The sequence below is a fragment of the Coleofasciculus sp. D1-CHI-01 genome (genome assembly GCF_040218875.1).
Classification (GTDB): domain Bacteria; phylum Cyanobacteriota; class Cyanobacteriia; order Cyanobacteriales; family Coleofasciculaceae; genus Coleofasciculus.
Genome location: NZ_JAVJQP010000058.1, coordinates 36,379 through 62,302 on the forward strand (window position 1 = coordinate 36,379; position 25,924 = coordinate 62,302).

General features: G+C 40.2%; 24 protein-coding genes and 1 pseudogene. 19 read left to right on the forward strand and 6 right to left on the reverse strand.

What is annotated here, in order from left to right; all coding sequences use genetic code 11:
* The first annotated feature begins 248 nt into the window (after window positions 1-248).
* The 17 genes and pseudogenes from RIB93_RS11400 to RIB93_RS11480 all read left to right on the forward strand — a co-directional run bounded on the left by RIB93_RS11400 (window position 249) and on the right by RIB93_RS11480 (window position 17,744).
* A complete protein-coding gene (locus RIB93_RS11400) occupies window positions 249-1,079 on the forward strand; it encodes an ABC transporter permease (RefSeq protein ID WP_446372893.1) in 831 nt (276 codons plus the stop codon).
* 128 nt (window positions 1,080-1,207) lie between these two features.
* Window positions 1,208-2,491: an ABC transporter ATP-binding protein gene (locus RIB93_RS11405; RefSeq protein ID WP_446372894.1), complete on the forward strand. Its 1,284-nt coding sequence runs from the start codon at window positions 1,208-1,210 to the stop codon at window positions 2,489-2,491.
* Between the two features lie 2 nt (window positions 2,492-2,493).
* Window positions 2,494-3,171: a class I SAM-dependent methyltransferase gene (locus RIB93_RS11410; RefSeq protein WP_446372955.1), complete on the forward strand. Its 678-nt coding sequence runs from the start codon at window positions 2,494-2,496 to the stop codon at window positions 3,169-3,171.
* Window positions 3,172-3,439: 268 nt separating this feature from the next.
* Complete coding sequence (locus tag RIB93_RS11415) at window positions 3,440-4,711, forward strand: hypothetical protein (protein ID WP_446372895.1); 1,272 nt, start codon at window positions 3,440-3,442, stop codon at window positions 4,709-4,711.
* A 67-nt stretch (window positions 4,712-4,778) separates the two neighbouring features.
* A complete protein-coding gene (locus RIB93_RS11420) occupies window positions 4,779-5,630 on the forward strand; it encodes a hypothetical protein (RefSeq protein ID WP_446372896.1) in 852 nt (283 codons plus the stop codon).
* A 55-nt stretch (window positions 5,631-5,685) separates the two neighbouring features.
* On the forward strand, window positions 5,686-6,870 hold the full coding sequence (locus RIB93_RS11425) for a glycosyltransferase (RefSeq protein WP_446372897.1): 1,185 nt from the start codon (window positions 5,686-5,688) through the stop codon (window positions 6,868-6,870).
* A gap of 89 nt (window positions 6,871-6,959) precedes the next feature.
* A complete protein-coding gene (locus RIB93_RS11430) occupies window positions 6,960-7,808 on the forward strand; it encodes a sulfotransferase domain-containing protein (protein ID WP_446372898.1) in 849 nt (282 codons plus the stop codon).
* 75 nt (window positions 7,809-7,883) lie between these two features.
* On the forward strand, window positions 7,884-8,852 hold the full coding sequence (locus RIB93_RS11435) for a glycosyltransferase (protein WP_446372899.1): 969 nt from the start codon (window positions 7,884-7,886) through the stop codon (window positions 8,850-8,852).
* A 43-nt stretch (window positions 8,853-8,895) separates the two neighbouring features.
* On the forward strand, window positions 8,896-9,858 hold the full coding sequence (locus RIB93_RS11440) for a hypothetical protein (RefSeq protein WP_446372900.1): 963 nt from the start codon (window positions 8,896-8,898) through the stop codon (window positions 9,856-9,858).
* 216 nt (window positions 9,859-10,074) lie between these two features.
* Window positions 10,075-11,202, forward strand: coding sequence for a glycosyltransferase family 4 protein (locus RIB93_RS11445; protein ID WP_446372901.1), 1,128 nt, complete (start codon window positions 10,075-10,077; stop codon window positions 11,200-11,202).
* 120 nt (window positions 11,203-11,322) lie between these two features.
* Entirely contained in the window at window positions 11,323-11,961 is a 639-nt protein-coding gene (locus tag RIB93_RS11450) for a class I SAM-dependent methyltransferase (protein ID WP_446372902.1), read from the forward strand.
* 75 nt (window positions 11,962-12,036) lie between these two features.
* Window positions 12,037-13,119: a glycosyltransferase family 4 protein gene (locus tag RIB93_RS11455; RefSeq protein ID WP_446372903.1), complete on the forward strand. Its 1,083-nt coding sequence runs from the start codon at window positions 12,037-12,039 to the stop codon at window positions 13,117-13,119.
* 13 nt (window positions 13,120-13,132) lie between these two features.
* The gene (locus RIB93_RS11460; RefSeq protein WP_446372904.1) at window positions 13,133-14,503 is read left to right on the forward strand and encodes an O-antigen ligase family protein; all 1,371 of its coding nucleotides are present in this window, start codon (window positions 13,133-13,135) and stop codon (window positions 14,501-14,503) included.
* On the forward strand, window positions 14,496-15,677 hold the full coding sequence (locus RIB93_RS11465; protein ID WP_446372905.1) for a glycosyltransferase: 1,182 nt from the start codon (window positions 14,496-14,498) through the stop codon (window positions 15,675-15,677). Before RIB93_RS11460 ends, RIB93_RS11465 begins: the two co-directional genes overlap by 8 nt.
* A gap of 126 nt (window positions 15,678-15,803) precedes the next feature.
* A pseudogene (locus tag RIB93_RS11470) lies at window positions 15,804-16,190 on the forward strand (glycosyltransferase); the annotation flags it as partial.
* A gap of 18 nt (window positions 16,191-16,208) precedes the next feature.
* The gene (locus tag RIB93_RS11475; RefSeq protein WP_446372906.1) at window positions 16,209-16,856 is read left to right on the forward strand and encodes a class I SAM-dependent methyltransferase; all 648 of its coding nucleotides are present in this window, start codon (window positions 16,209-16,211) and stop codon (window positions 16,854-16,856) included.
* Window positions 16,857-16,886: 30 nt separating this feature from the next.
* Entirely contained in the window at window positions 16,887-17,744 is an 858-nt protein-coding gene (locus RIB93_RS11480; RefSeq protein ID WP_446372907.1) for a glycosyltransferase family 2 protein, read from the forward strand.
* A 47-nt stretch (window positions 17,745-17,791) separates the two neighbouring features.
* On the opposite strand, the gene RIB93_RS11485 is transcribed toward RIB93_RS11480, so the two are convergent.
* The gene (locus RIB93_RS11485) at window positions 17,792-19,135 is read right to left on the reverse strand and encodes a glycosyltransferase family 4 protein (protein WP_446372908.1); all 1,344 of its coding nucleotides are present in this window, start codon (window positions 19,133-19,135) and stop codon (window positions 17,792-17,794) included.
* A 592-nt stretch (window positions 19,136-19,727) separates the two neighbouring features.
* Here RIB93_RS11485 and RIB93_RS11490 point away from each other — a divergent pair.
* Window positions 19,728-22,025: a GumC family protein gene (locus RIB93_RS11490; protein ID WP_446372909.1), complete on the forward strand. Its 2,298-nt coding sequence runs from the start codon at window positions 19,728-19,730 to the stop codon at window positions 22,023-22,025.
* Between the two features lie 406 nt (window positions 22,026-22,431).
* Here the strand turns inward: RIB93_RS11490 and RIB93_RS11495 are convergent, their stop codons facing one another.
* The 4 genes from RIB93_RS11495 to RIB93_RS11510 all read right to left on the reverse strand — a co-directional run bounded on the left by RIB93_RS11495 (window position 22,432) and on the right by RIB93_RS11510 (window position 24,534).
* Entirely contained in the window at window positions 22,432-23,115 is a 684-nt protein-coding gene (locus RIB93_RS11495) for a Crp/Fnr family transcriptional regulator (RefSeq protein WP_446372910.1), read from the reverse strand.
* Between the two features lie 32 nt (window positions 23,116-23,147).
* Window positions 23,148-23,417, reverse strand: a complete 270-nt coding sequence (locus tag RIB93_RS11500) for a hypothetical protein (protein WP_446372911.1) — start codon at window positions 23,415-23,417, stop codon at window positions 23,148-23,150.
* A 212-nt stretch (window positions 23,418-23,629) separates the two neighbouring features.
* Entirely contained in the window at window positions 23,630-24,193 is a 564-nt protein-coding gene (locus tag RIB93_RS11505) for a tetratricopeptide repeat protein (protein WP_446372912.1), read from the reverse strand.
* A 47-nt stretch (window positions 24,194-24,240) separates the two neighbouring features.
* Complete coding sequence (locus RIB93_RS11510; RefSeq protein WP_446372913.1) at window positions 24,241-24,534, reverse strand: hypothetical protein; 294 nt, start codon at window positions 24,532-24,534, stop codon at window positions 24,241-24,243.
* A gap of 184 nt (window positions 24,535-24,718) precedes the next feature.
* Here RIB93_RS11510 and RIB93_RS11515 point away from each other — a divergent pair, with 184 nt between their 5' ends.
* Window positions 24,719-25,567, forward strand: coding sequence for a universal stress protein (locus tag RIB93_RS11515; RefSeq protein ID WP_446372914.1), 849 nt, complete (start codon window positions 24,719-24,721; stop codon window positions 25,565-25,567).
* A 200-nt stretch (window positions 25,568-25,767) separates the two neighbouring features.
* Here RIB93_RS11515 and psbM read toward each other — a convergent pair whose 3' ends face one another.
* Window positions 25,768-25,884, reverse strand: a complete 117-nt coding sequence (gene psbM, locus RIB93_RS11520; RefSeq protein WP_446372915.1) for a photosystem II reaction center protein PsbM — start codon at window positions 25,882-25,884, stop codon at window positions 25,768-25,770.
* Window positions 25,885-25,924 lie beyond the last annotated feature (40 nt).

Below are 25,924 nucleotides of genomic sequence, written 5' to 3' on the forward strand. Positions count from 1 at the left end.
ATCGCCTAAACAGTCATCATACCAAATTCGGGTTAGCCACCCCCTTTATAATCTAGTCCGCGCAGGCGGACTGCCCTTGGGGAAGGCTTCGCATACATTTGTGTAGCTGCGACTTCCTCCTCGCCATGGCAAAAAGGAGTTTACTTGAGCAATTTTATCCGGATCGAGTCAACAGGATGTGAATAGGTTTACGGAGTTTAGCAACAGATAGCTGTAATCCATGGAACACATTCAGCACTTTAATCGCCATGGTTCAACCAACAGAATTAGTCATTGAAGCAGGTCGCACCGAACAGCAGTATTGGAAAGACCTGTGGCGCTATCGAGAGTTGTTTTACTTTTTAGCGTGGCGGGATATTCTGGTGCGCTATAAGCAGACAATTATTGGGATTGCTTGGGCGCTGATTCGACCGCTTCTGACGATGGTGGTGTTTACGGTGGTGTTTGGCAAAATTGCCAAATTGCCGTCGGAAGCCGGTGCGCCCTATCCAATTTTGGTGTTTGCAGCGATGTTACCCTGGCAGTTTTTTGCTAACTCCCTTTCTGAATGTAGTAATAGTTTAATTACTAATGCCAATTTAATTTCTAAGGTGTATTTTCCCCGCTTAATCGTGCCAACGAGTGCAGTGATTGTCAGTTTCGTCGATTTTATGATTTCGGGGATAATTTTGCTGGGATTGATGGCGTGGTATGATTTCGTACCAAGTTGGCGGATTATGACGCTACCGTTGTTTATTGGCATTGCGTTTATGGCGTCAATGGGAGTGGGGTTGTGGTTAGCATCACTGAATGTTAAGTATCGGGATTTTCGCTACATTGTGCCGTTTATCGTGCAGTTTGGGTTATATATTTCGCCCGTAGGATTTAGTAGTAGTTTGGTGCCAGAAGGGTGGCGGTTTATTTATTCGCTTAACCCAATGGTGGGGGTGATTGATGGCTTCCGCTGGGCGATTTTAGGGGGAGAGTCGAAGCTGTATTTACCAGGGTTTGCCTTGTCGCTGGGTTTAGTGGCGCTGTTGTTTGCCAGTGGGATTTGGTATTTCCGAAAGGTAGAACGCACGTTTGCGGACGTGATTTAGTCAGGTCTTGATTAGCGTGATCGTTTTTAATTTAAAGAATTCAGTTATTTAAATAAATAGTCTGTTTTTGTATTTTTCCGGATAAATTAGCAAAGCCTTGCATCTATAGGTAGCAGTTTTTTTGCAGTATGTCTAATACGATAATTCGGGTCGAAAATTTAGGGAAGAAGTACATTATCGGTCACCAGAAGCAGGAACGGTATACGGCGCTGCGGGATGTTATTGCGAATGGGGCGAAGTCGGTGGGGCGCAGGTTACTGAAGCCTCTGGGGAAGGGGGAGTCTGACCCGACGGTTGAGGAGTTTTGGGCGCTTAAGGATGTGTCGTTTGAGATTCAGCAGGGGGACAGGGTTGGGATTATTGGGCGCAATGGGGCGGGGAAGTCAACGCTGTTGAAGATTTTGAGTCGGATTACGGAACCGACAACAGGAAGTATCCGGATTAAGGGGCGCGTGGCGAGTTTATTGGAAGTGGGGACGGGGTTTCATCCGGAGTTGACGGGACGGGAGAATATTTATCTCAATGGTGCGATTTTGGGGATGAGTAAGGCGGAGATTAAGCGGAAGTTTGATGAGATTGTTGCTTTTGCTGAGGTGGAGAAGTTTTTGGATACGCCAGTGAAGCGGTATTCGTCGGGGATGTATGTACGGTTGGCGTTTGCGGTGGCGGCGCATTTGGAACCGGAGATTTTGGTGGTGGATGAGGTTTTGGCAGTTGGGGATGCTCAGTTTCAGAAGAAGTGTTTAGGAAAGATGGAAGATGTAGGAAAAGAAGGGCGAACTGTTTTATTTGTCAGCCACAATATGGGAACTATTGGAAGTTTATGCAATCAAGGAATTCATCTTAAGGCTGGTCAGATTGATTGCATTGGCTCAGTCAAAAAAACTATTAGCCATTATTTAATGTCATTTCAAATACTTAATGTTTATTCACCGGGAACCCTATTTAAGAAAAACAAAAAAGAAATCAACTATAATAACTTTCAAATTCTTGAGTTGTCTTTACTAAATAGAGATTCTCAGCTTAAGTTAATTACTAAAACTTGGGACTATCTAAGAATTAGGATTCATTACTATTCACCTAAAAATATTTCTAATGGTTCAGTAGTATTAGAAATTTCTACACCTTTTGGAAATAAGCTAATTCAATATTCTACTCGACCTCTTAGTGGATTAGAACTTACGATTCCAGAAGGAGAATCGTATACAGACTGTATTATTCCTTGTCTACCATTAGCCTCTGGGAATTATTTGATTAGTTTAGGCTTAGCTATTCCAATGGCTGAATGGTTATGTTGGGAGGAAAATATAGCCACGCTTGAAATAGTTGATAACGATGTTTACAATTCAAAATTTCCACCTACTCAAAATAGAACTACTATAGCCGTAGAACATTACTGGGAGTTTTCTTGAAAATGATATCTTTCGTGAGGTTGTTAACGACATCATTTCGTAACAAGTATCGTTCTCAATGGCGTGCATTTGAGCTTGAAGCAAAAACCGCTTACGGAAAGCTTCAAAGACAGTTTCTGCGCCCTCCATTTCCCAAGTTGAAAAACGAAGGAGTCAAGTTACATTTAGGGTGTGGTTCTATTAATCATCCAAAGTTCATTAACATTGATGGCTTACCTGCTCCCCATGTACATTACATACGCGCAATAGACAATCTGGCTTCTTTTAGAGACAATAGCGTAAATCTGATATATGCATGTCATTGCCTGGAGCATATTCCTCATAGTAAGGTTATGAAAGTGTTAAACGAGTGGTTTAGAGTGTTGAATACAGGCGGAACCTTGCGCTTATCTGTGCCTGATTTTGATTTGCTACTGAATATTTACAACGATAATAATAGTGATATTAATACCATTCTTCGTATGCTCATGGGAGGTCAAAACTATAAATTCAACTTTCACTTGACAGCCTTTAACAGGACAAGCCTAAAAAATCTCTTGATCGAGACGGGATTTAAGCAAGTTCAAGAATGGCAACCAGGTTCCTGTGAATTAACGACTTTTGATGATTTTTCGGCTCGTAAAGCCTTAATTAACGGAAAGTACTATCCTGTGAGTCTTAATCTAGAAGCGGTCAAGTAATTTGCCTCATTGATTATGATGCGATCGCTGCTTAGAGCTAGTTGGGTAAAGCCCTGTAATCGATTCAATTTCTAGGAAGTCAAAAAAATATGCGATCGCTCTCTATTTATCCGGATTTTATCAATAGAAACTGTATGAAGGAATGGGGTGATATGATTCCCCTCTACAGATTCAGTGCTTAACTACAGTTCGCTTATATGCAATTGGAGCAGCAGGCGCTTGGGCAAACTTTTAAAGAATAGTGTTCAATCAATCTGACTATAACTCAGTGAAAATAAAAAAAATACTTTTAATAGATTTGTGTATTTTAGGAGAAAATGGAGGCGGACACGCAGAATTTTATTTTATGAATATTCTCTCTATGCTCACTCAAGAATACGATCTTGTTTATGCCTGTTGTGCAAATAATGAGTTACTAAAAAAAAATATTGAAAAAATTAATATTGAAAATACCAAGGTTATTGATATAGAGGTGAAATTAATAGATAAAATTTTACGTCGATTTTTAATGTTTATAGATTCTTTTTTGAACAAAATACCTTTAAAAAAATACATTAAATTTGCTTCCTTAATTAATTTAATCACTGTTAGGAGAATAATGTCTAACTTAGATAGAAAAACACCAGTATTTTTTCACCACACAGACTCCATGATGCCTGCTGTTCCAGTAGAAATTTCTAGATTTTTTTTTCCTAAGCAATGGATTGGATTATTAATTACTCCATCCTATAAATTAAAAATTACAGATGGACACGAGAAAAGTAGACTAAGATTCAATGCAGAGAAAAATTTTTCATTGCATTCTTGCAAAGCAATTCTTGTTCTTCAACCACTTTATCAACGCTTTCTTATCAAACGATTTAAACATTTAAATTGTCTTCATTTACCTGAAATTATTAATACAATAAGCTTTGAAAGCAATGATATCAATCAAGGCTTGTTAAATCAAATCGCACAAGCTTCTCAAGGCAAAAAAATTGTTTCGCTATTAGGAAACTTAACCCCAAGGAAAAATTTTCCATTATTTTTAGAGTCTGTTTCTAAATTAGATTTGAATAAATATTTTATTCTGGTTTTAGGTAAACTTAAATTACCCCAAAAAAGTGATCAAGATCTAGAAAAATATAATTTATTTATAAATGAACTCATCGGCAAGCAAGAAAGGCTTGCACAAAGTTCCTATATAGATATTAATTATTTCATAAAAAATGAAAATGAATTTTCAGCATTAATTAATTTATCAGATATTGTATATTTACACTATAAAAATTTTCCATTTAGTAGTAACATTTTGACTAAAGTAATGGCGCATGGCAAGCCAGTCATTGTTGATAAGGGATTTATAATGCAAAAAACTGTTAATAAATTTAACTGGAAAACTGCTGTCGAGGGAGATGCTCAAAGTATAGCTACGAAAATTGAGGAGCTTGCCCGTCTCAGCCCAGCAATAGAAAATCAAAGCATCCTACACTTTTTGCAAGAACATTCTTTTGAAAAGATTAAAAAAATATTAGTTCAATCAACTAGCTACTTTAATTAATTATTAATTAATTAATTAATTAATTAATTAATTAATGACAAAAAAATGAGAAAAAAAATTATTCAGTATGATCAAATCTGCGTCTGCTAAATATTTTAATTTTATAGACAATCCGCGTCGTAGCTTGTCTTCTCTTTGTTACCGAGTCCAAAACTCATGGCGATGCTATACATCCCAAATAAACCCAAACCCAATTTTTGTGTTTGGCAATCAGAAATCTGGAACTTCCGCTGTTACGGCATTATTAGGAGAGGCTACAAATCTTACTTACTGTGTTGATATTCTTTGTTTTTTCGGTGATATGGAGGAAAAATTATTAAAAAGAGAATACTCCTTTGATGAAATTGTTAATAAAAGCAAATACTACTTTTCCAAAGATATAATTAAAGATCCAACATTTACTTTCTTTGTCAACAAAACTACTTTAAGATTTCCATCTGCTAAAAAGATATTTGTATTGAGAGATCCACGCTCTAATATTCGTAGTATTTTAAATCGATTAGATATACCAGGTAATTTAAATGATTTACATTTAAATTTATGGCATAAATTAAGGGAAAAATTTCCTTATAATTGGTATCATGTCTTAGATGGCACTCTTTTAAAACACAAAGGCAGAGACTATATTGAAACTTTAGCATTACGTTGCAAAAAGGTTTTGCAATTTTATATTGCTAACCAATCAAACTTTACAGCAATAAAATATGAAAATTTTCAAGCCAATAAGGTAAGTGAAATAGAATCATTGGCATCTAGATTAGAGCTGAAAATTGTTAACAATATTAATCCGATAAAAAATGTTCAATTTCAACCAAAAGGAAAATCTAGTATATCTTTAATAGATTTTTTTGGTTCTTCAAATCTTAGAAAGATAGAAGAAATCTGTCGAGAAGAAATGTCAATACTAGACTATTACTAAAACAACTCGCTAAATCAACAGATTTTGACTGTACCATCTTCCATAGTGTAAGAGTATGAAAATTGCGTATATAACTGCCAACTTTGGTCTAATATCTGAAACTTTTGTGACAGACCTAGCAGAAAATTTGAGTAAATCAGGTCAATTAATAAGAATATTCACTAATTCTAATTCCTATTCTATAAATACGAATTTAGAAATTGATGAGGTGCGATTTTTAACTATAAGCTCAATAGTTGATAAACTAGGTTTTCGGATAGACAATTTTTTAGGAAAACGAGGAGAATTTTGGACTTATCAAAGACGATTGAAACAAGCGCATAAATCATTGCTACCTGTTTTGAAAAAGTATCAGCCAGATGTGGCTTATATTGACTTTGGTACTGTTGCGGCGTTAGCTTATTCAGTATTAGAGCAGTTAAATATTCCATTTATAGTGCATTTTCATGGTGCAGATATTACTTCTGCCTTAAATGATGTAACTTATAGAGAAGAACTAAAAAAAATTTTTAAAACCACTTCGGCATTAATTGTAGCTTCTAATCATATACGTCGATTATTAGTTTTAGAAGGTGCGCTATCAGAAAATATTTATGTAGTGAGATATGGAATTAATTTGGAAGGACTAGTTCCTAAAACTTGGAATGAACGCAAATCTCTACCACCATCTGTAGTATTTATTGGACGTTTTACACCCAAAAAACATCCAGTAGCGTTAGTAGAAGCCTTTGTTTTGGTAAAAAAGCAAGTTCCAGATGCTCAACTTTCTCTGATAGGTGATGGTTCAGAAATGCCAAGAGTTAAACAAAGAATTGAGAAACTGGGGTTGGATGATTCTGTTAAACTTTATGGAGCTTTACCGCGTGCAGAGGCTTTACCTATTGTTAATCAACATTGGGTTTTTGCACAGCATAGTGTGACTGCACCCAGTGGAGATCAAGAAGGGTTTGGAATCTCTTTAGCTGAAGCTGCTGCACTAGAATTACCTATTATTTCAACACTTCATAACGGTATTCCTGAGCAAGTAATTGATAGAAAAACAGGCTTTTTAGTAAGAGAATTTGATTATGAAGCAATGGCAGAATGTATTATAAAATTGCTAAATAATCCGGGTTTAGCAGAGCAAATGGGAAAATATGGTCGTCAGCATATTAGCCAGCTTTGTCAAACTAATCAAAGAGTTGATAGTATAAATAAAATTTTAATATCAGCTTATAAGATTTCAATAAACGATATTTAAATCCTATACTTTAGCTATGGTATTCTATTTTTTATTTTTTGCTATATAAAATTTTAAAAAATTAATTGATGCATAACAAACTAGCAATCATGGATAAATACAATCAACTTAATTACTTAAAATATCAAATATTGACTAGCATTAGTAATGCTAAATTTTTTTGTAAAACATTGTTAAAACTTGGTGATTTACCCGATTTTTATATTATCGGAGTACAGAAAAGTGGCACTAGTTCACTTTACGAATGTTTGTGCAAACATCCTGGAATCATTCATAGATTAAATAAAGAAGTTCACTTTTTTAATAATCCTTCTAATCGAAATCATGGGATAAACTTTTATAAAGCAAATTTTTCCACTAAATATAATAAACGTAAAGTAGAGCGGCAAATCGGCTATACACCGTTAGAAGGTGATGCAACTCCTTTTTTCATTCATCCTTGTGTACCAGAATTAGTTTATGAGGTAACACCCAATGCTAAACTTATTCTAATTGTCAGAAACCCTATTGATAGAGCCTTATCACATTACCATCACAATCAAATACGTGGGAGGGAAAATGTATCGTTTGCAGAGGCAGTAAAGTTGGAAGAAGATAGGATTACTAATGATTTTAATAAATTACTGAAAAATCCTGAACATTCAGCAAATGCTTTTCTCACATACTCTTATTGTAAACGAGGTTATTATGATGAGCAAATGGAAAATTGGCTAAATTTTTTCCCTCAAGAAAATTTAAATATAATTAACTTTGATGATTTTGTGATAAATCAAGCGAATGTATGTGCAAAAATATTTAATTTTTTAAATCTTCCAATTTACCAAATTACTTCAATTCAAAAAACTAATTCGGGTAAATATACAGAGAAAATTGATCCAAATTTGTACGACCAGCTTTTTGATAATTTTTTTATCACAATGAACGTTTCTTTAAAATGATTAATCAGGATTTTGGTTGGAATTTAAAAAGTAAATAAATTATTTTTAAATCAAAAAGTTAGGCGAAACTAAATTATGTCACATTTAGTAACAATTATTATTCCTTGCTATAACAGTCAAGCTTTTATTGAAATTGCGATCACCAGCGCACTCAATCAAACCTACAATAATGTAGAGATTATTGTGATTGATGATGGTTCAACTGATAAGAGTCTAGCAATAATCAGAAGCTTTGGTGACCAGATTGGCTGGGAAACTGGCGAAAATCGCGGCGCACCACTGGCGAGAAATAGAGGAATTCAATTAGCTCAAGGTGAATATATAAAATTTCTTGATGCTGATGATGTCCTGTTGAAAAATTGTCTAGAAACACAAGTCGCTCAAGCCAGCCAACTTCCTTCAGAGTCTAAAGCCATTGTCTATGGTGATGCAATTTGGGTCGATCAGCACGATCAATCTATCCCTAATTATCCTCTGCGTCCGCGACAACCTGAAGAAGATGCGATCGCTCACATTTTAGCTAATAGTCCTTTAACTTCTTGTCCTCTTCACAAACGCGAATATTTGTTAGAAATTGGCGGTTTCGATCCATCACTACCACGAGGACAAGAATATGACCTTCACCTGCGCTTGGTATTGGCTGGAGTGGAATTTTTGTATTATCCCGGTTCAGTATATAAATATCGTGAATATATCGATAAAAATCGTATTAGTCAACGAGGCTACAGTAGCAAAGGAGCAATGTTTCACTTTCAAGTTTTACAAAAATATAAACAACTCATAGAAACTCAGACAAGTAAACCTTTACAGCTAGAAGTACGGAAAATTTTAGCTCAACGTTTCTGGGCTTACGGGCGTGGTATTTTACGAGAGGGTTATATCAACGAAGCACAGGAATATTTTGCAGCAGCTCGTAATCTAGATTTAAAAAACTGTGTCATAGGAAATGTACCTTATCCCTTGTTGGTTAAACTGCTAGGTCCCTGCTGGGCAGAACTTTTGATGGATAACCTACGAAAAATGATACCCGCAGATGCCAGTTAATCTAGTTACTGAAAATTGAACAATACACAATTAACTGAAGATTATGTTTCAAAAAAACAGTATCGGTGTTTACTTTTCAGCCAATGATAAGGTTTACGATTGGGCGCTTGCATTTCTCAACAGCTTTCGCACTTTTAATCCCGATTTACAACTAATTTTAATTCCCTTTAACGAACAGTGCGATCGCCTACTAACCTTGCAGAAAAACTACGATTTTCAAATTTATATCGATGATTCTTTCTCTCGACTAGAAGCCATCGGTAAAGCATTTGAATTAGGCTATACTCCGACCGGTCTTTATTGGTTTAGACGTTATGCAGCTTTCTGGGGATCACTAGAATATTTTATGTATTTAGATGCGCGGCAGTTGGTTTTAGCAGACCTCAAACCACTTATTGAAGCAACGGAACAATTTGACTTTGATTTTATTCATTATGACTGTGCGATCAATCAAGTCTACCAACCCGGAAACTTCCGTCGAGAAATGATCAAACAAGGACGAGGAAGAGGATTTATATCAGGTCTTTGGGCATCTCGCCAAGGATTATTTTCTATAGAGGAATTTGAGAAGTTTGCCGAAGATGCTTTAAAAATTCGCGAACAACTGAACCCCCGCAATACAGATCAAGCTTTTATAAATTACTGTTGTGATGTAAAACCTGTACGTTACGCGCATTTTGCCGAAGTCATGGGTAGTATTTGTCAAAATGCTTGGGCGCGACAGCCTGGAAAAATTTATGAAGAACAGGGCAAATATTACCTATGGGATTATGGAGGATTAGATCACAAAATGCAAATTATTTTATTGCACTGGGCAGGATATAAATTAAATGAGTGTATGCCTAATTATAATTTGTACAAAAACTATTTTTTTACAAAAAAATCATCGAATAACCAATTATTTATTGCCATTAAATCTAAGTTAAATTATTTTATTAATAAACTTATTAAAATCCTTAAAGAACACCGTTGGCTCAATCAATTATACCATAAAGCAATTAAGTAGTTAACCCAACCTGATGATTACTTTATCTAGTTTATCTATGAAAAACTTACTTTTGAATCAAATCAGCGCAGAAAAATTGCCAACTTTTTTAGGGATTGGAAGCCAAAGATGTGCCAGCACTTGGTTAAACAAAATATTGGCATTGCACCCTAAAATTGTCATAAAAATAAACATTCAAAACTCTTCTACTTCAAGCAATAGTTAATTTTAAGTAACATGAAAATTACTGCCTACATTCACCCTCGACGGACTTACTTACCATGTACAGGATCAGGTCGCCATATCAATAACACTTTATTAGGATTACAATCGCGTCATTCAATCAACTTAGAATTGCTATGTTCTCGCCAATGGTTACAAGAAGATGACAAATTAGACATTAAATCACCCTTAAGAGATTTATCTCTTAAGACTTTCCCATTGCCGGAAAATTTTACAGAAAGACTTTGGAAATTAGCTCAACTTCCTAAAATGGATGTTTTTATATCCGAAAAAACAGATTGGCTTTTTACACCGATGGAAACTTATATTCCTGTATCATCCTGTCCGACAGCCATTACAATTTATGACATTCAAGCATTTGAACCTGATTTACCTTGGTCTAATACTCGTCAACATCGATGGTTTCGTTATAAATGGAACCAGTGGATTTATAAAGCTTTGGCTAATTGCCGAATTGTTTTTACTATTTCTGAATTTTCCAAGCATCGAATGGTTGAATTGCTAGGAGCAGCTCCAGATAAAATAGTAGTAATTGGTTGTGGAGTCGAACAACAATTTTATGAAATGGCTTCTGCTAATCCCATTCAGCTTAAAAAGCCTATAGATGCTCCTTATATATTAATTATTGGTGGCTTACGTTTAAAAAAGGGTGGGAATTTTGTGTTAGAAGTAGCTAAACTTTTACTCGATCGCCATTCTGATTTGCAAATCGTTGTTGCCGGAGAGTCAGAACCGAAGTATGTGGAAGCAACTCGCGAATTTCCTAATGTGAAATTGTTAGGAGTTGTCCCAGATAGTGATTTGCCTCGAATCTTGAGGTGTGCTTCTTCTTTACTATTCTTGTCACATTATGAAGGATTTGGTATACCTGCCCTAGAAGCGATGGCTGTTGGTACTCCTGCGGTAGTCGCTAATCGAGCTTCTTTGCCAGAGGTAGTGGGTGCAAATGGCATTATTGTTGAACCAGAGGAAACAGCAACTATTGTTGATACTCTGAGCCAACTCGAAGAAAATTCTAGATTACGAGAAGTCTACAGCCAGCGTGGACTCGACTATGCTAAGCAAAACACCTGGTCGCGATGTGTCGATCGGCTTGAAAAGGCATTTTTCCAATATATTTAACTGATATAAATTTTAAATATATTAGGGACTTGATTGAATCCAAAATTCCTGTAGGGCGTGTATCTTACCTGCCACATTTTACCCAATTACATGTCAACGCTTTAGTTTTGGAAAAAATTTATGTTTTCAGCAACAGAAAGTCGCTTTACTCAGTTTGGGTGCGGACTTTGCGCTCCAGAACGTTGGTTAAATTTTGATATGAGTCCACTGATGAGATTACAGAAAATACCTGTTATCGGCAAGCTAGTTCCATCTGGTCTATTTGGGCGTTATCCCAAAAATGTTCACTATGGTGATATTGTCAAAGGTTTACCAGTTGCAGATGAGAGTGTGGAGTTTCTCTACTGCTCCCATGTCCTAGAACACATGAGCTTAGAGGAAGTACGCTGTGCCCTCGCCAATTGTTACAAGCATCTTCAACCGGGAGGAATTTTTCGATTGGTAGTACCAGATTTAGAAATTATGGCTAAAGCATATATTAGCTCAAATAATCCAGAAGCAGCTCATGAATTTATGAGAATAACTTGGCTGGGCAAGGAGTATCGTAAAAAAGACATGTTTAGTTTTCTAAAAGAATGTTTGACTGGCAATATTCATCTTTGGATGTTTGACTACAACTCGCTTTGTTTAGAGTTAAAAAGTGCTGGATTTAAAAATATACGAAGAGCCAGATTTGGCGACTCAAATATTGATGTTTTTTGTGATGTTGAAGATCCAAAGCGTTGGACTTTAGAACTCGGCATTCAATGTTATAAGTGATTGAGAATATGGCGATTGAATGGGCTTATTTTTTTGATTTTTATGTCGTGGCGTTATTGAATAGTTATTCAAGTAATGAGTACCAAAGTTTTATTTTGCTGGTCTGACATTTCTGGGTACATGGCAGCGAACTGGCTTGCTTTGCACACGCTTCCAGACATCGATGTATTTGTCCTTGCTTTCCAAGCCCACACCGAAACTGCCTTTTCCGACCAACTGATGGCAGGTATTCCCTCGCGCTTACTGAATTTAGAGGAACGTCAAAACTTTCCCCTCATCGAAAAGCTTGTTCAAAAAGCTCAGCCCGATGCAGTGGTGTTCTCTGGCTGGCTGCACCCCCCCTATCGGAAACTCGCCTTTTCCCCAACGCTGAAACATTGCGCCTTGGTGATGGGCATGGATACTCCTTGGTGGGGCACCTGGAGACAGCACCTAGCGCCCTGGCTACTGCATCGGTATCTACAGCGTATGGATCGGGTTGTAGTGGCAGGAGAGCGAAGTTGGCAGTACGCCCAACGACTGGGAATTCCCGTTGCCAAAATTCAGCGCGGACTGTATGGAATTGACGACCAAGTCTGGCATCCCCTCTGGCAGGAACGGCAACAATCGCCTTGGCCCCAATCTTTTCTGTTCGTGGGTCGCTACGCCCCTTCAAAAGGAATCGATATTCTGGTGGAAGCATACCGTCAGTATCGTAGTAGGATATCAGACCCGTGGGGGCTTGTTTGCTGCGGTCAGGGAACCCTAGGCGATCGCCTACAAAATCAAGCTGGGATTGAAAATCGCGGCTTCGTACAACCCACTGATATGATTGCGGTGTGGCGACAGGCAGGAGCATTTCTGTTGCCCAGTCGTTTCGATCCTTGGCCCCTCGCTCTCGTCGAAGCCTCGGCTGCTGGCTTGCCTGTTGTTTGTACGGATGTGTGTGGCTCGTCAGTAGAAGTAATTCGACCAGGTTATAACGGCATCATCGTTCCCCAAGAAAACCCAGAAGCACTAGCTCGGGCTTTGTTGAGCTTACATGAACATTACGAGTTGCTTTCAACGTGGGGAAAACGTGCCCAGCAATTAGCTGCTCCCTATGCTGCACAGATTTGGGCAGATCGTTGGCACGAGCTTCTGAATGAAGTAGTTAAAAAAGCCCTAGCCGGAGCGTAGTTTGAGGTAACCAATGTCTTATTTAGACCAACTTTTCAAGTTTCTAACCAGTTCTTATGGGTTGATTGGCGTTGTCCTTTGTTTGCTTATCCTAGTGCAGGCTAACGAGGCTCACCGTCGCCAGCACTGGTTTTTGCTCGCGCTTTGTGGATTTGCCGCTTCCTTGGGTGAATTCAAAAATGAATGGATTTTAGAAGCACCCGCTCTAGCTTTTCCTTTGCAGCAGTTACGCACTATGGGACGACCTTTAACGATTTTTCTGCTGGGCTTGCTCCTATCGATCGCGTTTAAAACTCCTAAAGGCTGGCGTTCTATTCTCATACCCAAGCCTATTACTTACCTGATTATTGTTCAGATTGTAATTTTTTTGAAAACTTTACAATATGGAAGCATCTCTTTTGCATTTATAGGTATATTCACCTTTGGGGCAGTAGTATTAACAATCATATATGGACCATCTCGTTGGCTTCAAGACGAACGTAATTTCGAGCTTGCCATTTGGTCGCTCGCAATGGTAGGCATTCTTTTTGTAATTGCCAACCTCTATCAAGCCACCATAAATGTATCGCCAATTACGGTTGTACAAGGGTTATTTCATGGAACGACTGGAAACCCACAAGCTGCAGCTATCCTTCTCGTCCTTACGATTCCTTGTTTCTTGTTTTTATACCAAAAACATGATCAATATCCTCTAATTAAGCAATTATTAATTTTATTTTTTGGATTAGTTATTTTGGGTTTAATATCTACTGGTTCACGAACTGGAGTATTATCTGCAATATTTTCTGTAATACTTTATTATCGCTATTACAGCGGAAAACTATTTTGGCTTTTAATAATATTAACAGTTGTTATATTTGGTCTTTTATTTGTACCTTATGAATTAGATTTTTTTGACATAGGAATTGCTTTTGACAAACTCAGTTCTCAGAGCAATACACGCGAGCTAGTATGGAAGGCTCAATGGCGAACTTTTTTAACCTATCCATTTTTTGGCATCCCACTTACTAGCGAGCGATTACGCTATGGAGAAAACTCCTGGCTAGCTGCAGGAGCAGCCCTGGGTTTGTTAGGTTTTATACCTCTGGTGATATTTGGAATTAAATCCATAAAAATGATGAAACAACTCAATAAAATAGCTATTCGACGCCCTGATTATTATCCTCATTGTAGTGTAGTTATAGCTGGATTAGGCTCTTTACTATTGAGTAGCTTTGCCGAAGCATACTTATTAGGTAATCTAACTTTTCCTTTATTCGCATTACTTCTTTATGAAGCACTGGGTACTTATCTACTGGAACTTGATCGAATAGAACAATATGTACAACAAGTAAAGTTTAAAAAAAATATTTTGTCTAAATATCAGAGAATTGAAAATGAATAAAGATTTTTTTCAAGATACAGGAATACAAGTTTTACACTCTCTTCGGGATATTTCCCAAGATAAAGGAGGAGTTCCCATTGCCGTTATTAGGTTAGTAGAGGCGATCGCAGATTACGATCAAACAATACAAATTAGACTGGGCGCTAGTCCTGGCTGTTTGCCAATTTTAAGTAAAACTCAAATTAAATCTAACCTCAAGTGGAATCCATTATCTGAAAATTTAAGTCAATCTTTTAAGCATTTTTTACATGATTTTAAGGATGGTACATCAGTAGATACATCCTGTTCTTTAGTTCATGATCACGGTATTTGGTTACCTAATAATCATGCCATTGCTGTAGAATCACGTCGATTAGGAATACCACGAATAGTTACTCCTCATGGAATGCTCGAAAATTGGGCTTTGAATTATAAAGCTTGGAAAAAGAGAATAGCTTGGCATTTTTTCCAGTATTCCGATTTGAAAACTACACAGGTATTGCACGCTACATCAAATGCAGAAGCACTTAACTTAAGAAAATTGTTTCCAGATTTACCAATTGTTATGATCCCTTTGGGAGTGGATCGACTACCTACAATAACAAAAAAAGGTTCTCATCAATCCCAAAAAACAGTTTTGTTTATTGGAAGAATTCACCCCGTCAAAGGGTTAAGTAACTTAATTGAAGCTTGGTCTCATCTAAACTCTAAATCTTGGCAGTTGATTATTGCCGGTAATGACGAAAGAAATTACCAAGGTTTTTTAGAAAAAAAAGCAAAGCAATTGGGAGTGATAGATACTATTAATTTGATGGGATATGTTGATAGGGAAGCCAAGTGGAAACTATATCAAGAAGCTGATGTTTTTGTTCTACCTTCTTTTACCGAGAATTTCGGAATTGTAATAGCAGAAGCTTTAGCAAGCGGTACACCCGCCATCGCTACTAAGGGAACCCCTTGGTCTGATTTAGTTACCTATCGCTGCGGTTGGTGGATTGATAGTGGCGTAATGCCTCTAGTAGAAGCTCTTCGAGAGGCAATGGAGAGCGAACAAATTCAGAGAACTGAAATGGGCTATCGAGGACGACAATTAGTGGAATCTAAATATACCTGGGAGCGTACAGCAGAACAAATGATAGAGGTTTACGAATGGATATTGTATCGACAACAAAAGCCGACTTCAATGTTAGACTGAGCAAATTCAAAGTTGTACATCATAGTGTTTAAAAATTACGAATATTTTTATCTATACAGTAATCTCAATACATCACTATAAGTGGTCGGATATAAATAAACGGCACTGTATCAAGATACAAAAAGCACCTATCGTTCCGGATTTGTCACAGGGGAGATGAAAGATTTACTACTGCAAGGCTCGGATATGTTTGTCCTGACTTCCCACTCGGAAAACTTTGGGGTTGTTGTTCTAGAAGCGTTAGCCGTAGGGCTACCTGTTTTGGTCACCCCCGGTGTTGCCTTAGCGTCTATGGTCAAACAACATCAACTCGGCTATTTAACCGAACTGGACGTGGCGGCGATCGCATCTGCTATTAAACATTGGTTCAACCATCGCCAAGAAGCAAAAGCGATGGGGAACCGCGCCCGTCAACTGATTCTCAAACAATATACGTGGGATGGCATTGCCTTAAATTTGATTGAGGTTTATACCGCCATCATTAAAAAATATCCTGTCCCTATTTTCTACTAATGGAGTACCAATTTATCAATGGAAACCACCATTAGCCAATACAACTATGCTTATCAAGATAATTGTTCAGGGCATCATCATGCCTATCTGCTCGATCCACTCCTAAAAATACTCTCTCAGGCAAAACCCTTCAACCAACAAAAGCTACGTGTATTAGATATCGGCTGTGGAAATGGCAGTCTGACTAATCTCATTGCACAACAAGGTTATGAAGTTGTTGGTGTTGAAGAATCTGAGTCGGGTGTGACATTGGCTCGTTCGAGTTTCCCAGATTGCCAATTTATTCAGGGGAGTATTTACAATTTACCTTATGCTAAGTTGGACAACTCATTTGATAGTGTTATTTCCTGCGAAGTTATTGAACATTTATTTTATCCGAGAGAACTCCTTAGAGCTGCTAAGAAATGTTTGAAGCCAAATGGCGTTTTAATCATTACCACTCCCTATCACGGCTATTTTAAAAATCTGGTTCTAGCTCTTTCCGGAAAAATGGATAGGCACTTTACCACTCTTTGGGATGGTGGTCATATTAAGTTTTTCTCTCCAAAAACTCTAACTGAGCTATTAAACCAAGAAGACTACACAAACATTAAATTCAAATTTTCCGGCAGATGCCCCTATCTTTGGAAATCAAGGCTCTGTTCCAGCTCTCCAGTGAATAGTTAAGTTGAAAATTTTCATAGTAACCTCAGGCTTATGCTTGAAAAAATAACACCTCTTATTCTGACCTTTAATGAAGCCCCTAACATCGATCGCACTCTGGCAAAACTCACTTGGGCAAAGCAAATCGTCGTTATCGACAGCTACAGTACTGACGAAACCTTGGACATTGTAAAATCCTATCCGCAAACCCAAGTCTTCCAGCGGCAGTTCGATACCCATCACAACCAGTGGAACTACGGCTTGGCACAAGTGAAAACTGAATGGGTACTCTCCCTCGATGCCGATTACATGCTTACCGACGAACTGATTGCTGAACTTGCGTCTCTTCCCACAGATTCCCCCATAGATGGCTACTTCGCCCGGTTCAAATATTGCGTATTTGGCAAGCCACTACGGGGAACATTACTTCCGCCTCGACAAGTTCTATTTCGACGGGAAAAATCTATTTATCTCGATGACGGACATACCCAGCTACTTCACGTCAGAGGTGAGTCGGGTACACTCAACTCCTATATCTACCACGACGATCGCAAACCTCTAAGCCGCTGGTTATGGGCGCAAGATCGCTACATGCTGATTGAAAACCAGAAAATCCTGGAAACGTCTCCTGGTGAACTCAGCTTCGGCGATCGCATTCGGCGGCAAAAAATCCTCGCCCCCTTCGTCATCCTGTTCTACTGTCTGATCTTAAACCTTGGTATTCTCGACGGTTGGTATGGCTGGTATTATGCACTCCAGCGCACCCTGGCAGAAATTCTACTCTCTATTCGTCTCATCGAAATGGAAAAATTTGAATCTCAAGTACCCACCATGTCGGACAGATCTGTTTCCAATATAATCGCAGCAACATCTACCCAATCGGTTAACCCTTCTGTTTTTGTGAAGAAATAGCCCCAATGTGCCATAATACATCTCAAACCATGCACTATGGCACGTTTCTACATTGTTGCCTTATCCCCTGCTTGAGTTATTCTATTCGTTTGATGCCCTTTTTTCCGATCCATTCCATTAGGGCTTGATACAAACTCTGAAATGACAGACTGATGAAATAATTTAGAATACTCTCGTGCAATCAAATCGGGGGTAAAATTGGATTGTAAATACCGACGACCGGCTTCACCCATACGCTTGACTAATCGTTCATCTATGGACAAGCGTCGAATAAATTCTGCCAAACCCTTCGCATCACCATTACTGAACGCTGCACCACATTCAGCCTCCGCAATCAGTGTCTGTAAATAAGACTGGGGTTCACAAATCGCAGCGATTGGACGCCCTGCGGCTAAGGCGGCGTAAAGTTTACTGGGGGCGACTAAACCTTCCATCCCTGAACTAATGCTAACTAAGGATAAATCCCCTGAAGTGAGTGAATAGGGTAGGTTTTGTTTATCTTGATAGGGTAAAAAGCGGCAATTCCTTAAGCCAAGCAGACGAGTTTGGGTTTCAAAGGCTTCCCGTTTAGCACCATTACCAATAAACACAAACAAAATTGGCTTATTTTGTAACAGTTGGGCTGCGTTGAGAATCGTTTCCATATCATGGCAGCGACCCATATTTCCGGAATAGAGTACCGTAAACTGATCAACTAGATTGAAGTTTTGGGCAAACCAATTATCCTGTTTAGCAATGGGTACAATCCAATTGGCATCTGCCCAATTATGAATAACGGTAATTTTGTCGTTCAGGGAGGGACATTTAGCGGCGACATGAGTTTTCATCGAAGGACTCAAGACCACAATTTGTTGAGCCTGTTTCCAAATATGGCAGTTTACTATATTCCAGAGTTTGACCAGCCAGTGGCGACGAGACACAACATTGAGTTCGACTGCAACATCTGGATATAAATCATAGACTAAACACACATAAGGTAGTCCAAATAACTTTTTCGCCAAATATCCCAGAATGGGCAAAAAAGGAGGAGCAGTGGTTAACAGAAGTATGTCTCCCCGACTACGGGTTCTGAGTAAATGCAGTCCAGCCCGCAGACAAAAGATTAGTCCATTCAATGCTTTGCCACGAATACGCTTTGACCAAATCCGAGTCGCCCGCGATCGCTGAACGATAAGTTGCTGAAAATACTCTTTGGCTGGTGCTGAGTGGCTTTGAAATGCATAACCTGGTTGTCCAGTAAACACTCGCACCGACAAACCTTGTTTTCCCAACTCGATAGCCAGTTCTTCTATTAGCTGTCCAGTTGCAGCGTAGTCAGGGGGGTAATATTGAGTTACGATCGATAATCTGAGAGATTTACTATGCCGTAGGGGAGTCTCACTATTGCTCATGTTTCTGTGTTACTGACTGGGATCTAAAATAGATATCAGATTACGCTAAAATTTACATATTGATTTGCTACTATCCGGACTAGATTAGCACTCAATTTTATGAATTTATCAAGTCTTTGATTAACTTTACCTATTTATGTTATTTTACTTGTTAACCTAATGCATGAAGATTTGATAAATACTCCGGACTTAAACATTGATGTCAGTATTAAGAGTTTATCATTCATCTAAATGAGGTGATTGCCTTAATTTTAGACATCACCACATTTTAACGAAAATTTCCACCACGTTTGGATAGATTTATAGTGGTTTGCCCATCCACCGCCGCGATAGGCAAGATTAGTAAACTCAAAATGCCTACACCCTGACCCAGCTAAAGATTATCCTGATTAAACGCACCAGCGCTGTATCTGTAAGTAGTCATTATGATCAGCGTACACTAAAACATCTTAAAAAGTTCTTCTCCTCCTGTGGTCGGGAGTTCTAGCTGCTTACGAGGTTCAACATTCCTGCATCCCCACCCTTTCTGGGATAAGGAATTTAATCGTCCACTATTCGCGTCAGTTTGAGAAACGCCAACGTTTAACGAATTATGGGTTCAAATGGAGAATATCAGCCGTTACCACCCAATCGTAATGGACAACTACCGTCAGAACTGTCCAGCCTCTCCCTGTATGAGTTAGTTGAGACAGAGGACGACAAGCTGGATTTGCGTAAGATTCTAGCGGTAGCGCGGCGACGGGCATGGGTTGTCGTTGGGATGGCGATCGCGGTAACATCGGGAATTGTCACGAAAGTCTTGCAGCAGACGCCCAACTACGAAGGTAAGTTTCAGTTATTAGTTGGGTCAGTTTCCGGTGAAGATCACTTCGATCAGATTAGTGAATCCCTGAATCAATCCTCTGGGGTTCAAACCAATAGTATTGATTACGACACCCAGATTCAGGTGCTGTGGAGTCCTCAAGTGATGACTCCGATTGTCGAACAAATTCAGTCTCGCTATCCAGAAATTGACTATAATACGCTTCGCCGCCAATTGGCGATTAATCAGTTACAAGAAACGAAAATATTAGAAGTACGCTACCAAGATTCTGATCCGGAAAAAATTCAATTTATTTTAGAGCAAATTGCCCAAGGCTATGTAAACTACTCACTCTCTGAACAACAGACGAGTACACGACAGGGGATTGAGTTTGTCGAAGAGCAACTGCCTAAACTTCAGGGGCGGGTGGATACTCTCCAGCAAAAGCTACAACGATTTCGCCAAGAAAATATATTAGTTGATCCTGATAGTCAGGGTCAAGTCTTGACCAATCGAGTTAGCGCCATCGTCCAAGAACGTCAAGATACCCAAACTAAACTGGATGAAGCCCGCACCCTGGCGGTACAACTGCAAAGTCAATTAAGGGAATTAGGACTATCTCCAGAACAAGCGATCGCGGCTTCCGCCCTCTCCGAAGCCCCGCGTTATCAGCAGTTGCTGAATCAGTTGACGGAGATCGAAAGTCAAATTGCTAGTGAATCGGCGCGGTTTACCGAACAGAGTCCCACGATTCAGGCGCTACGAGAGAAGCAACAAAATTTACTTCCTCTGCTGAGTCAGGAAGCCGGAACTGTTTTGGGGGCAAATGCTAGTGCTGTACCCGAAAATCCGGCATCTCTGGCATCTCCGAGTTCCTTACGTTCGATACTGACTCAGCAGCTTGTAGAGACGACAAATCAAATTAATATGCTAGAAGTGCGGGCAGGTGCGATCGCTAAAGCGGAACGGTTGATGAGTCAGCAACTGAAGAATTTGGCAGTGGTTGCCCGTCAGTATACGGATTTACAGCGGGAGTTGAAAGTCGCCACCGAGAGTTTGAACCGCTTTCTGGCGGTGCGAGAAACGCTACAAATTGAAGCCGCCCAAAAGACATTACCTTGGCAGCTTATTGCCCAACCCCAACAACCTCAAACACCAATCTCTCCCGACGTCCCCCGTGGTTTGGTGTTTGGGGCGGTGGCTGGATTGCTGGCAGGTGCTGGGGCGGGGTTTTTAGCGGAAAAATTAGACAAGGTATTTCACTCAGCCGAGGAGTTGAAGGAAAAGACAGGGTTAGCGGTTTTGGGTACGATTCCTTTTCACAAGCCTCTGAAAAAACAGAGTAAACTCGCAAAAACAGCCGGGAAACCGGAAACTCCGCTATTGGCATCTTCTATAAGTCAATCCACTTATCGCTATCATGCTTCTCCATTTTTAGAGGCTTTTCGTTCGCTTCAGACGAATCTTCAGTTTATTAGTCCCGATCAACCGATTCGTTCGGTGGTAATCAGTTCAGCAGTTCCCGCTGATGGCAAATCCACTATAGCGACTTTTATGGCACAAGCTGCCGCCGCCATGGGACAACGGGTATTATTGGTGGATGCCGATTTGCGGCGTCCGCAGCTCCATCTGAGGACGGATTTACCCAATGTTTGGGGATTGAGTCATGTTATTTCCAGTGACATTAATGTGAAAGATGTGATTCAGCCATCACCGTTGGAGGAGAATCTATTGGTGTTAACCGCCGGACAAATTCCCCCTGATCCGACTCGACTCCTCTGTTCTCAAAAAATGCAGCATTTAGTTGAGTCGTTTCAAGAAATGTTTGATTTAGTGATTTTTGATACACCCCCGATGTTAGGTTTAGCCGATGCGCGGTTATTGGCAGCGCATACCGATGGAATTGTTATGGTGGTGGGATTAGGAAGAACGGATCGGACGGTATTAATGCAGGTGTTATCTGGATTGAAAACCTCTCATGCCAGAGTTTTGGGAGTGGTGGCGAATGGGGTTAAAAATTACACTACGAGTTCTTATGATTATTATCATCGCTATTATGGGAAGATGCCCCAGGAAACGACAGTGTAGAGTAGGTGAAAATCATTATTTGTTATTTGTAAGGTGAAATATTTCTTACTGTGCAAGGGAGACAAGGGAAATTGTAGGGGCGGGTTTAGCCACTCAGTCAGATGAGCTAACCGTTAACCTCTCAACAAAACCCGCCCTTCTCCAGGGTGGCAGTACTTTTAATGCAAATGCAAACCTCTTCTACAAGCCTTATTTTGGTGGGTTACGGCGGATAGTTCATTAAATGGTTATTGGTGTTGTTTAAGTCCCCGCCTAACCCACCCTACCGGACTGACACAGCTAAAATTGTGGAATAGATTTGACGTTTAAACCGGGCGCAAGCCTTGCGCCCCTACAATGCTAATCCACCAATTAAGGTGTGCCACGCCACTACAAATTCCAACGAATTCTACTTTTATGGGCGTAGTTATCGTTCCGATAAAATCCGTAATCTTTCTGGATTTAATATCTGAATTCTCGACCCTTGAATTGAAATCAATTCTTCCTGACTCAATTTGGCAAATACCCGTGATAATGTTTCAGGAATCGTTCCTAATAAAGAGGCTAACTGAGTCTTGGTTATATCTAATTTTACGTGATTGGAATGCTCAGACTGAGCGTTTAAATAGAGCAAATAAGCCGCCAAACGTCCGGGTACTTCCTTTAACGATAAATCTTCAATTAATCGGGCAAAATGTCGCAAATGCCGCGCAAAAACGGCTAACATATTAATCGCTATCTTTGGCTGTTTTTCTAACAATTCTAAGAAAGCATCGCGCCCAAAAAATAACAATTCCGTTTTCTCTAACGCTGTAGCCGATGCGGGAAAGCATTCGCCATCAAAAGCGGGGACTTCGGCAAAATGTTCTCCTACCCCAAAAAATTCTAATATTTGTTCTTTCCCTTCCGCTGATAACTTAAATACTTTTACTCGACCGGATTTCACGACAAAGAATCCGCTACCGTCCTCCCCTTCAACAAAAATTACCTCACCTTTGTGATAGGATTTAGCGATCGCAATGGTCGCGATCGCGTCTAACTGCTCATCCGGTAAACCTCGCCAGAGTTGCGTATTGGCGAGAAAGTCACGCTGTTGAGAGGGTTGACTCACGGTGCAAAATGTGTTACTTGGCTGAAAACGGTTTACTGATAACAGTAGCCCAGATTTGCCGAACTAACATAGCCGTCTATTGGTCTTTCAATTGGCACCCAACCATTCGGCTGTTGTCGTATATTCAGCATTGTATTAACATCAACCTCTCGGCAATCGTTCATTTGGGCAATCTGATACTCATCAGAACCCTGTACAGATGGCGATTGATTGGCACTAGCAACTTTTGGAAAAATGGTCAGTGCCAGTGAGTAGATGGTTGTAAATCCTAGGAGTTGCCACGTTTTTTTCGGATAGTTCATTGGATCTACTTCCTCCTTTAATACTTCTATACACCCCCTAATTTTCTATAAATTGAAAGTAACCTCATCTATCTTAAGTTGAATATAAACAGAACAGGGAAAGGGAATAGGAAAAAGCTACAGCTAAATTTAAGGATTATCCTCGTAGGGGCGCAAGGCTTGCGCCCCTAAATTCCGCTTGCGCCCCTAAATTCCGCCCGGTTTGCGCCCAGTTATGAAGCTGTGGCGGAAATTTGTCCAATAATATCAGCCAAGCGATCGCGTACCTGAAGCATCGCATCCGCTATTTCTTGATCAAGAAGGCTCGGGTTTTCCCGGAGTGTGAGAATCTGTTGTTTAAGCTGTTGCAGTTGTTCTAACTGCTCTTGTTCCACATCCTCACTATCAATCGCGGCTTCGAGTTGAGAGAATTGCTCATCATTTTGCATCAACGACTCAATCTGTTCTCGTTGGGCAAGCAGTTGCGCGATCGCATTGTAGTACGCTTGAATCACCCGCACCCGCGCATAAGACTGATTGGCTTCTTCTTGTTGTCCTAAAGCCGATAACACCCGAGAACGCCCATACCAAGGAATCACGTCATCTGGATGCATTTCAATGGCTTGATCACAAGCACTCAGAGATGTCTCTCCTTGGAGTTCCAAACATTCCTGCACCAAAGCATTAAACGTATCAGTTCTAGGGGAAAGGGTTTCAGCCGCCGTCACCGGGGGCATATAGAGTCCCAGCACTAATACTACTGTAATAATTACCTGCCAGAGTCTTGAAAGGTTCATGGAGATTTCTTCTTTATGGATACATAACTGTTCTACCCTAACGAATGTTAACGTTGACCGAGAAAGTTGGTTAATAATCCGCCAAGAAGTCTCCCTCTCCCCCGTAATTGAGTGTTTTCTTCCCCCGCTTTCCCCGCTTTCCCCGCTTCCCCCGCTCCCCCCGCTCCCCCCGCTCCCCCTGCTTCCCCCGCTCCCCCTGCTCCCCCCGCTCCCCCTGCTTCCCCCGCTCCCCCTGCTTCCCCCGCTCCCCCCGCTTCCCCCGCTCCCCCTGCTTCCCCCGCTCCCCCTGCTTCCCCCGCTCCCTCATCTTCCGTTCCCCCCAGTCGTTGACAAATTGTCAAAGTTTGAAACCCCGATACCCAGTATCCTTATTTTTAGAAGGCACAAATACGATAACGTTCAGGACTGATGCATTGTCAGGGAAACAACTACTACTTCCGGGGCTTGGGGAATTTACCCCAATATGGCTCCGACTCTCCTGCAATGGCGAAAGTCGCATCTTAACCACTCACAACGATTGAAACCATGATTGAAAAAATTTTGCTTGCTGTTGCCGGTCGGGGATTATGTGAAGAAATGTTTAATATGTTGACCGAAATCCCGATCATGCAACAAGTATCGGTTACGGTTCTCCATGTAGTCACCCCCCAAGTTAGTGCTGACGCCATGTCAGCCAAACTAGAAGAGGGCGGCAAGATTTTGGCAGACGCCGTTAAGTCTCTCAAAATCGATCCCAACAAAATCACACCCCGACTCAAACAGGGAGATCCCAAAGACGTAGTGCTGCAAGTAGCTCAGGAAGAGCAATCTGACCTGATCATTATGGGTTCCAGAGGACTCAAACGATTGGAATCCATCTTGGAAAACTCGGTTAGCCAATATGTTTTCCAATTGTCCTCTCGTCCCATGTTATTGGTGAAAGACGAGATCTACGTCAAACGGATCAACCGAGTCATGGTGTCTATGAATAAATCAGAGAGTGCCAAGCAAAGCTTGGATTTGGCGCTGTCTCTGATTCGGGACGTCAAAGGCGGTCAACTGTATTTGGTTCACGTCAACCCTGACCAAAAAACGCCATCGGGTGAACCGATAACCACTCCTGAAACCGATCCGGTTTTGGCATCGGCTGCAGCAGAAGCGAAAAAGCAAGGTGTTGCCTATAAATGTATTAATAGTAAGGGTCAGGCGGGACGAGAGATTTGTCGCTTGGCAGATGAAATGAATGTGGACTTGTTAGTCCTGGGTTCTCCTGAACGCCGTCCCACCATTGCTAAGTCTCTCCCTGATTTAGACCGATTGCTGGGGACTTCCCTGTCTGACTATGTGCGGGTGTATGCGAATTGTCCCGTGCTATTAACCCGTACACCGGATTGAGTAAAATGGCACGCTCCTTAAGGTTGGTGGGCAATGCCCACCCTACTCACTGTCGGACTATGTGCGGGTGTATGCGAATTGTCCCGTGTTGTTAGCTCGGACACCGGATTAACCTGAATTTCCTATAGGGGCGCAAATGTAATATCCCCGACTTCTTGAAGAAGTCGGGGAGCTGATGGGCGGAGGTTAGACAGCCAATGCTAAGAATTTTTATTGCTTTCTCGGCTAGCTGTCTGGATATACAGAATCAACAAAAAAACTGTGGGAACCAGCACAAACATAAGACTGGCAACGAACCCTAACTCATTAACTTGCATTGAAATAGTGCCTCTACAATTGGTTTTGAACCGCTCTTCT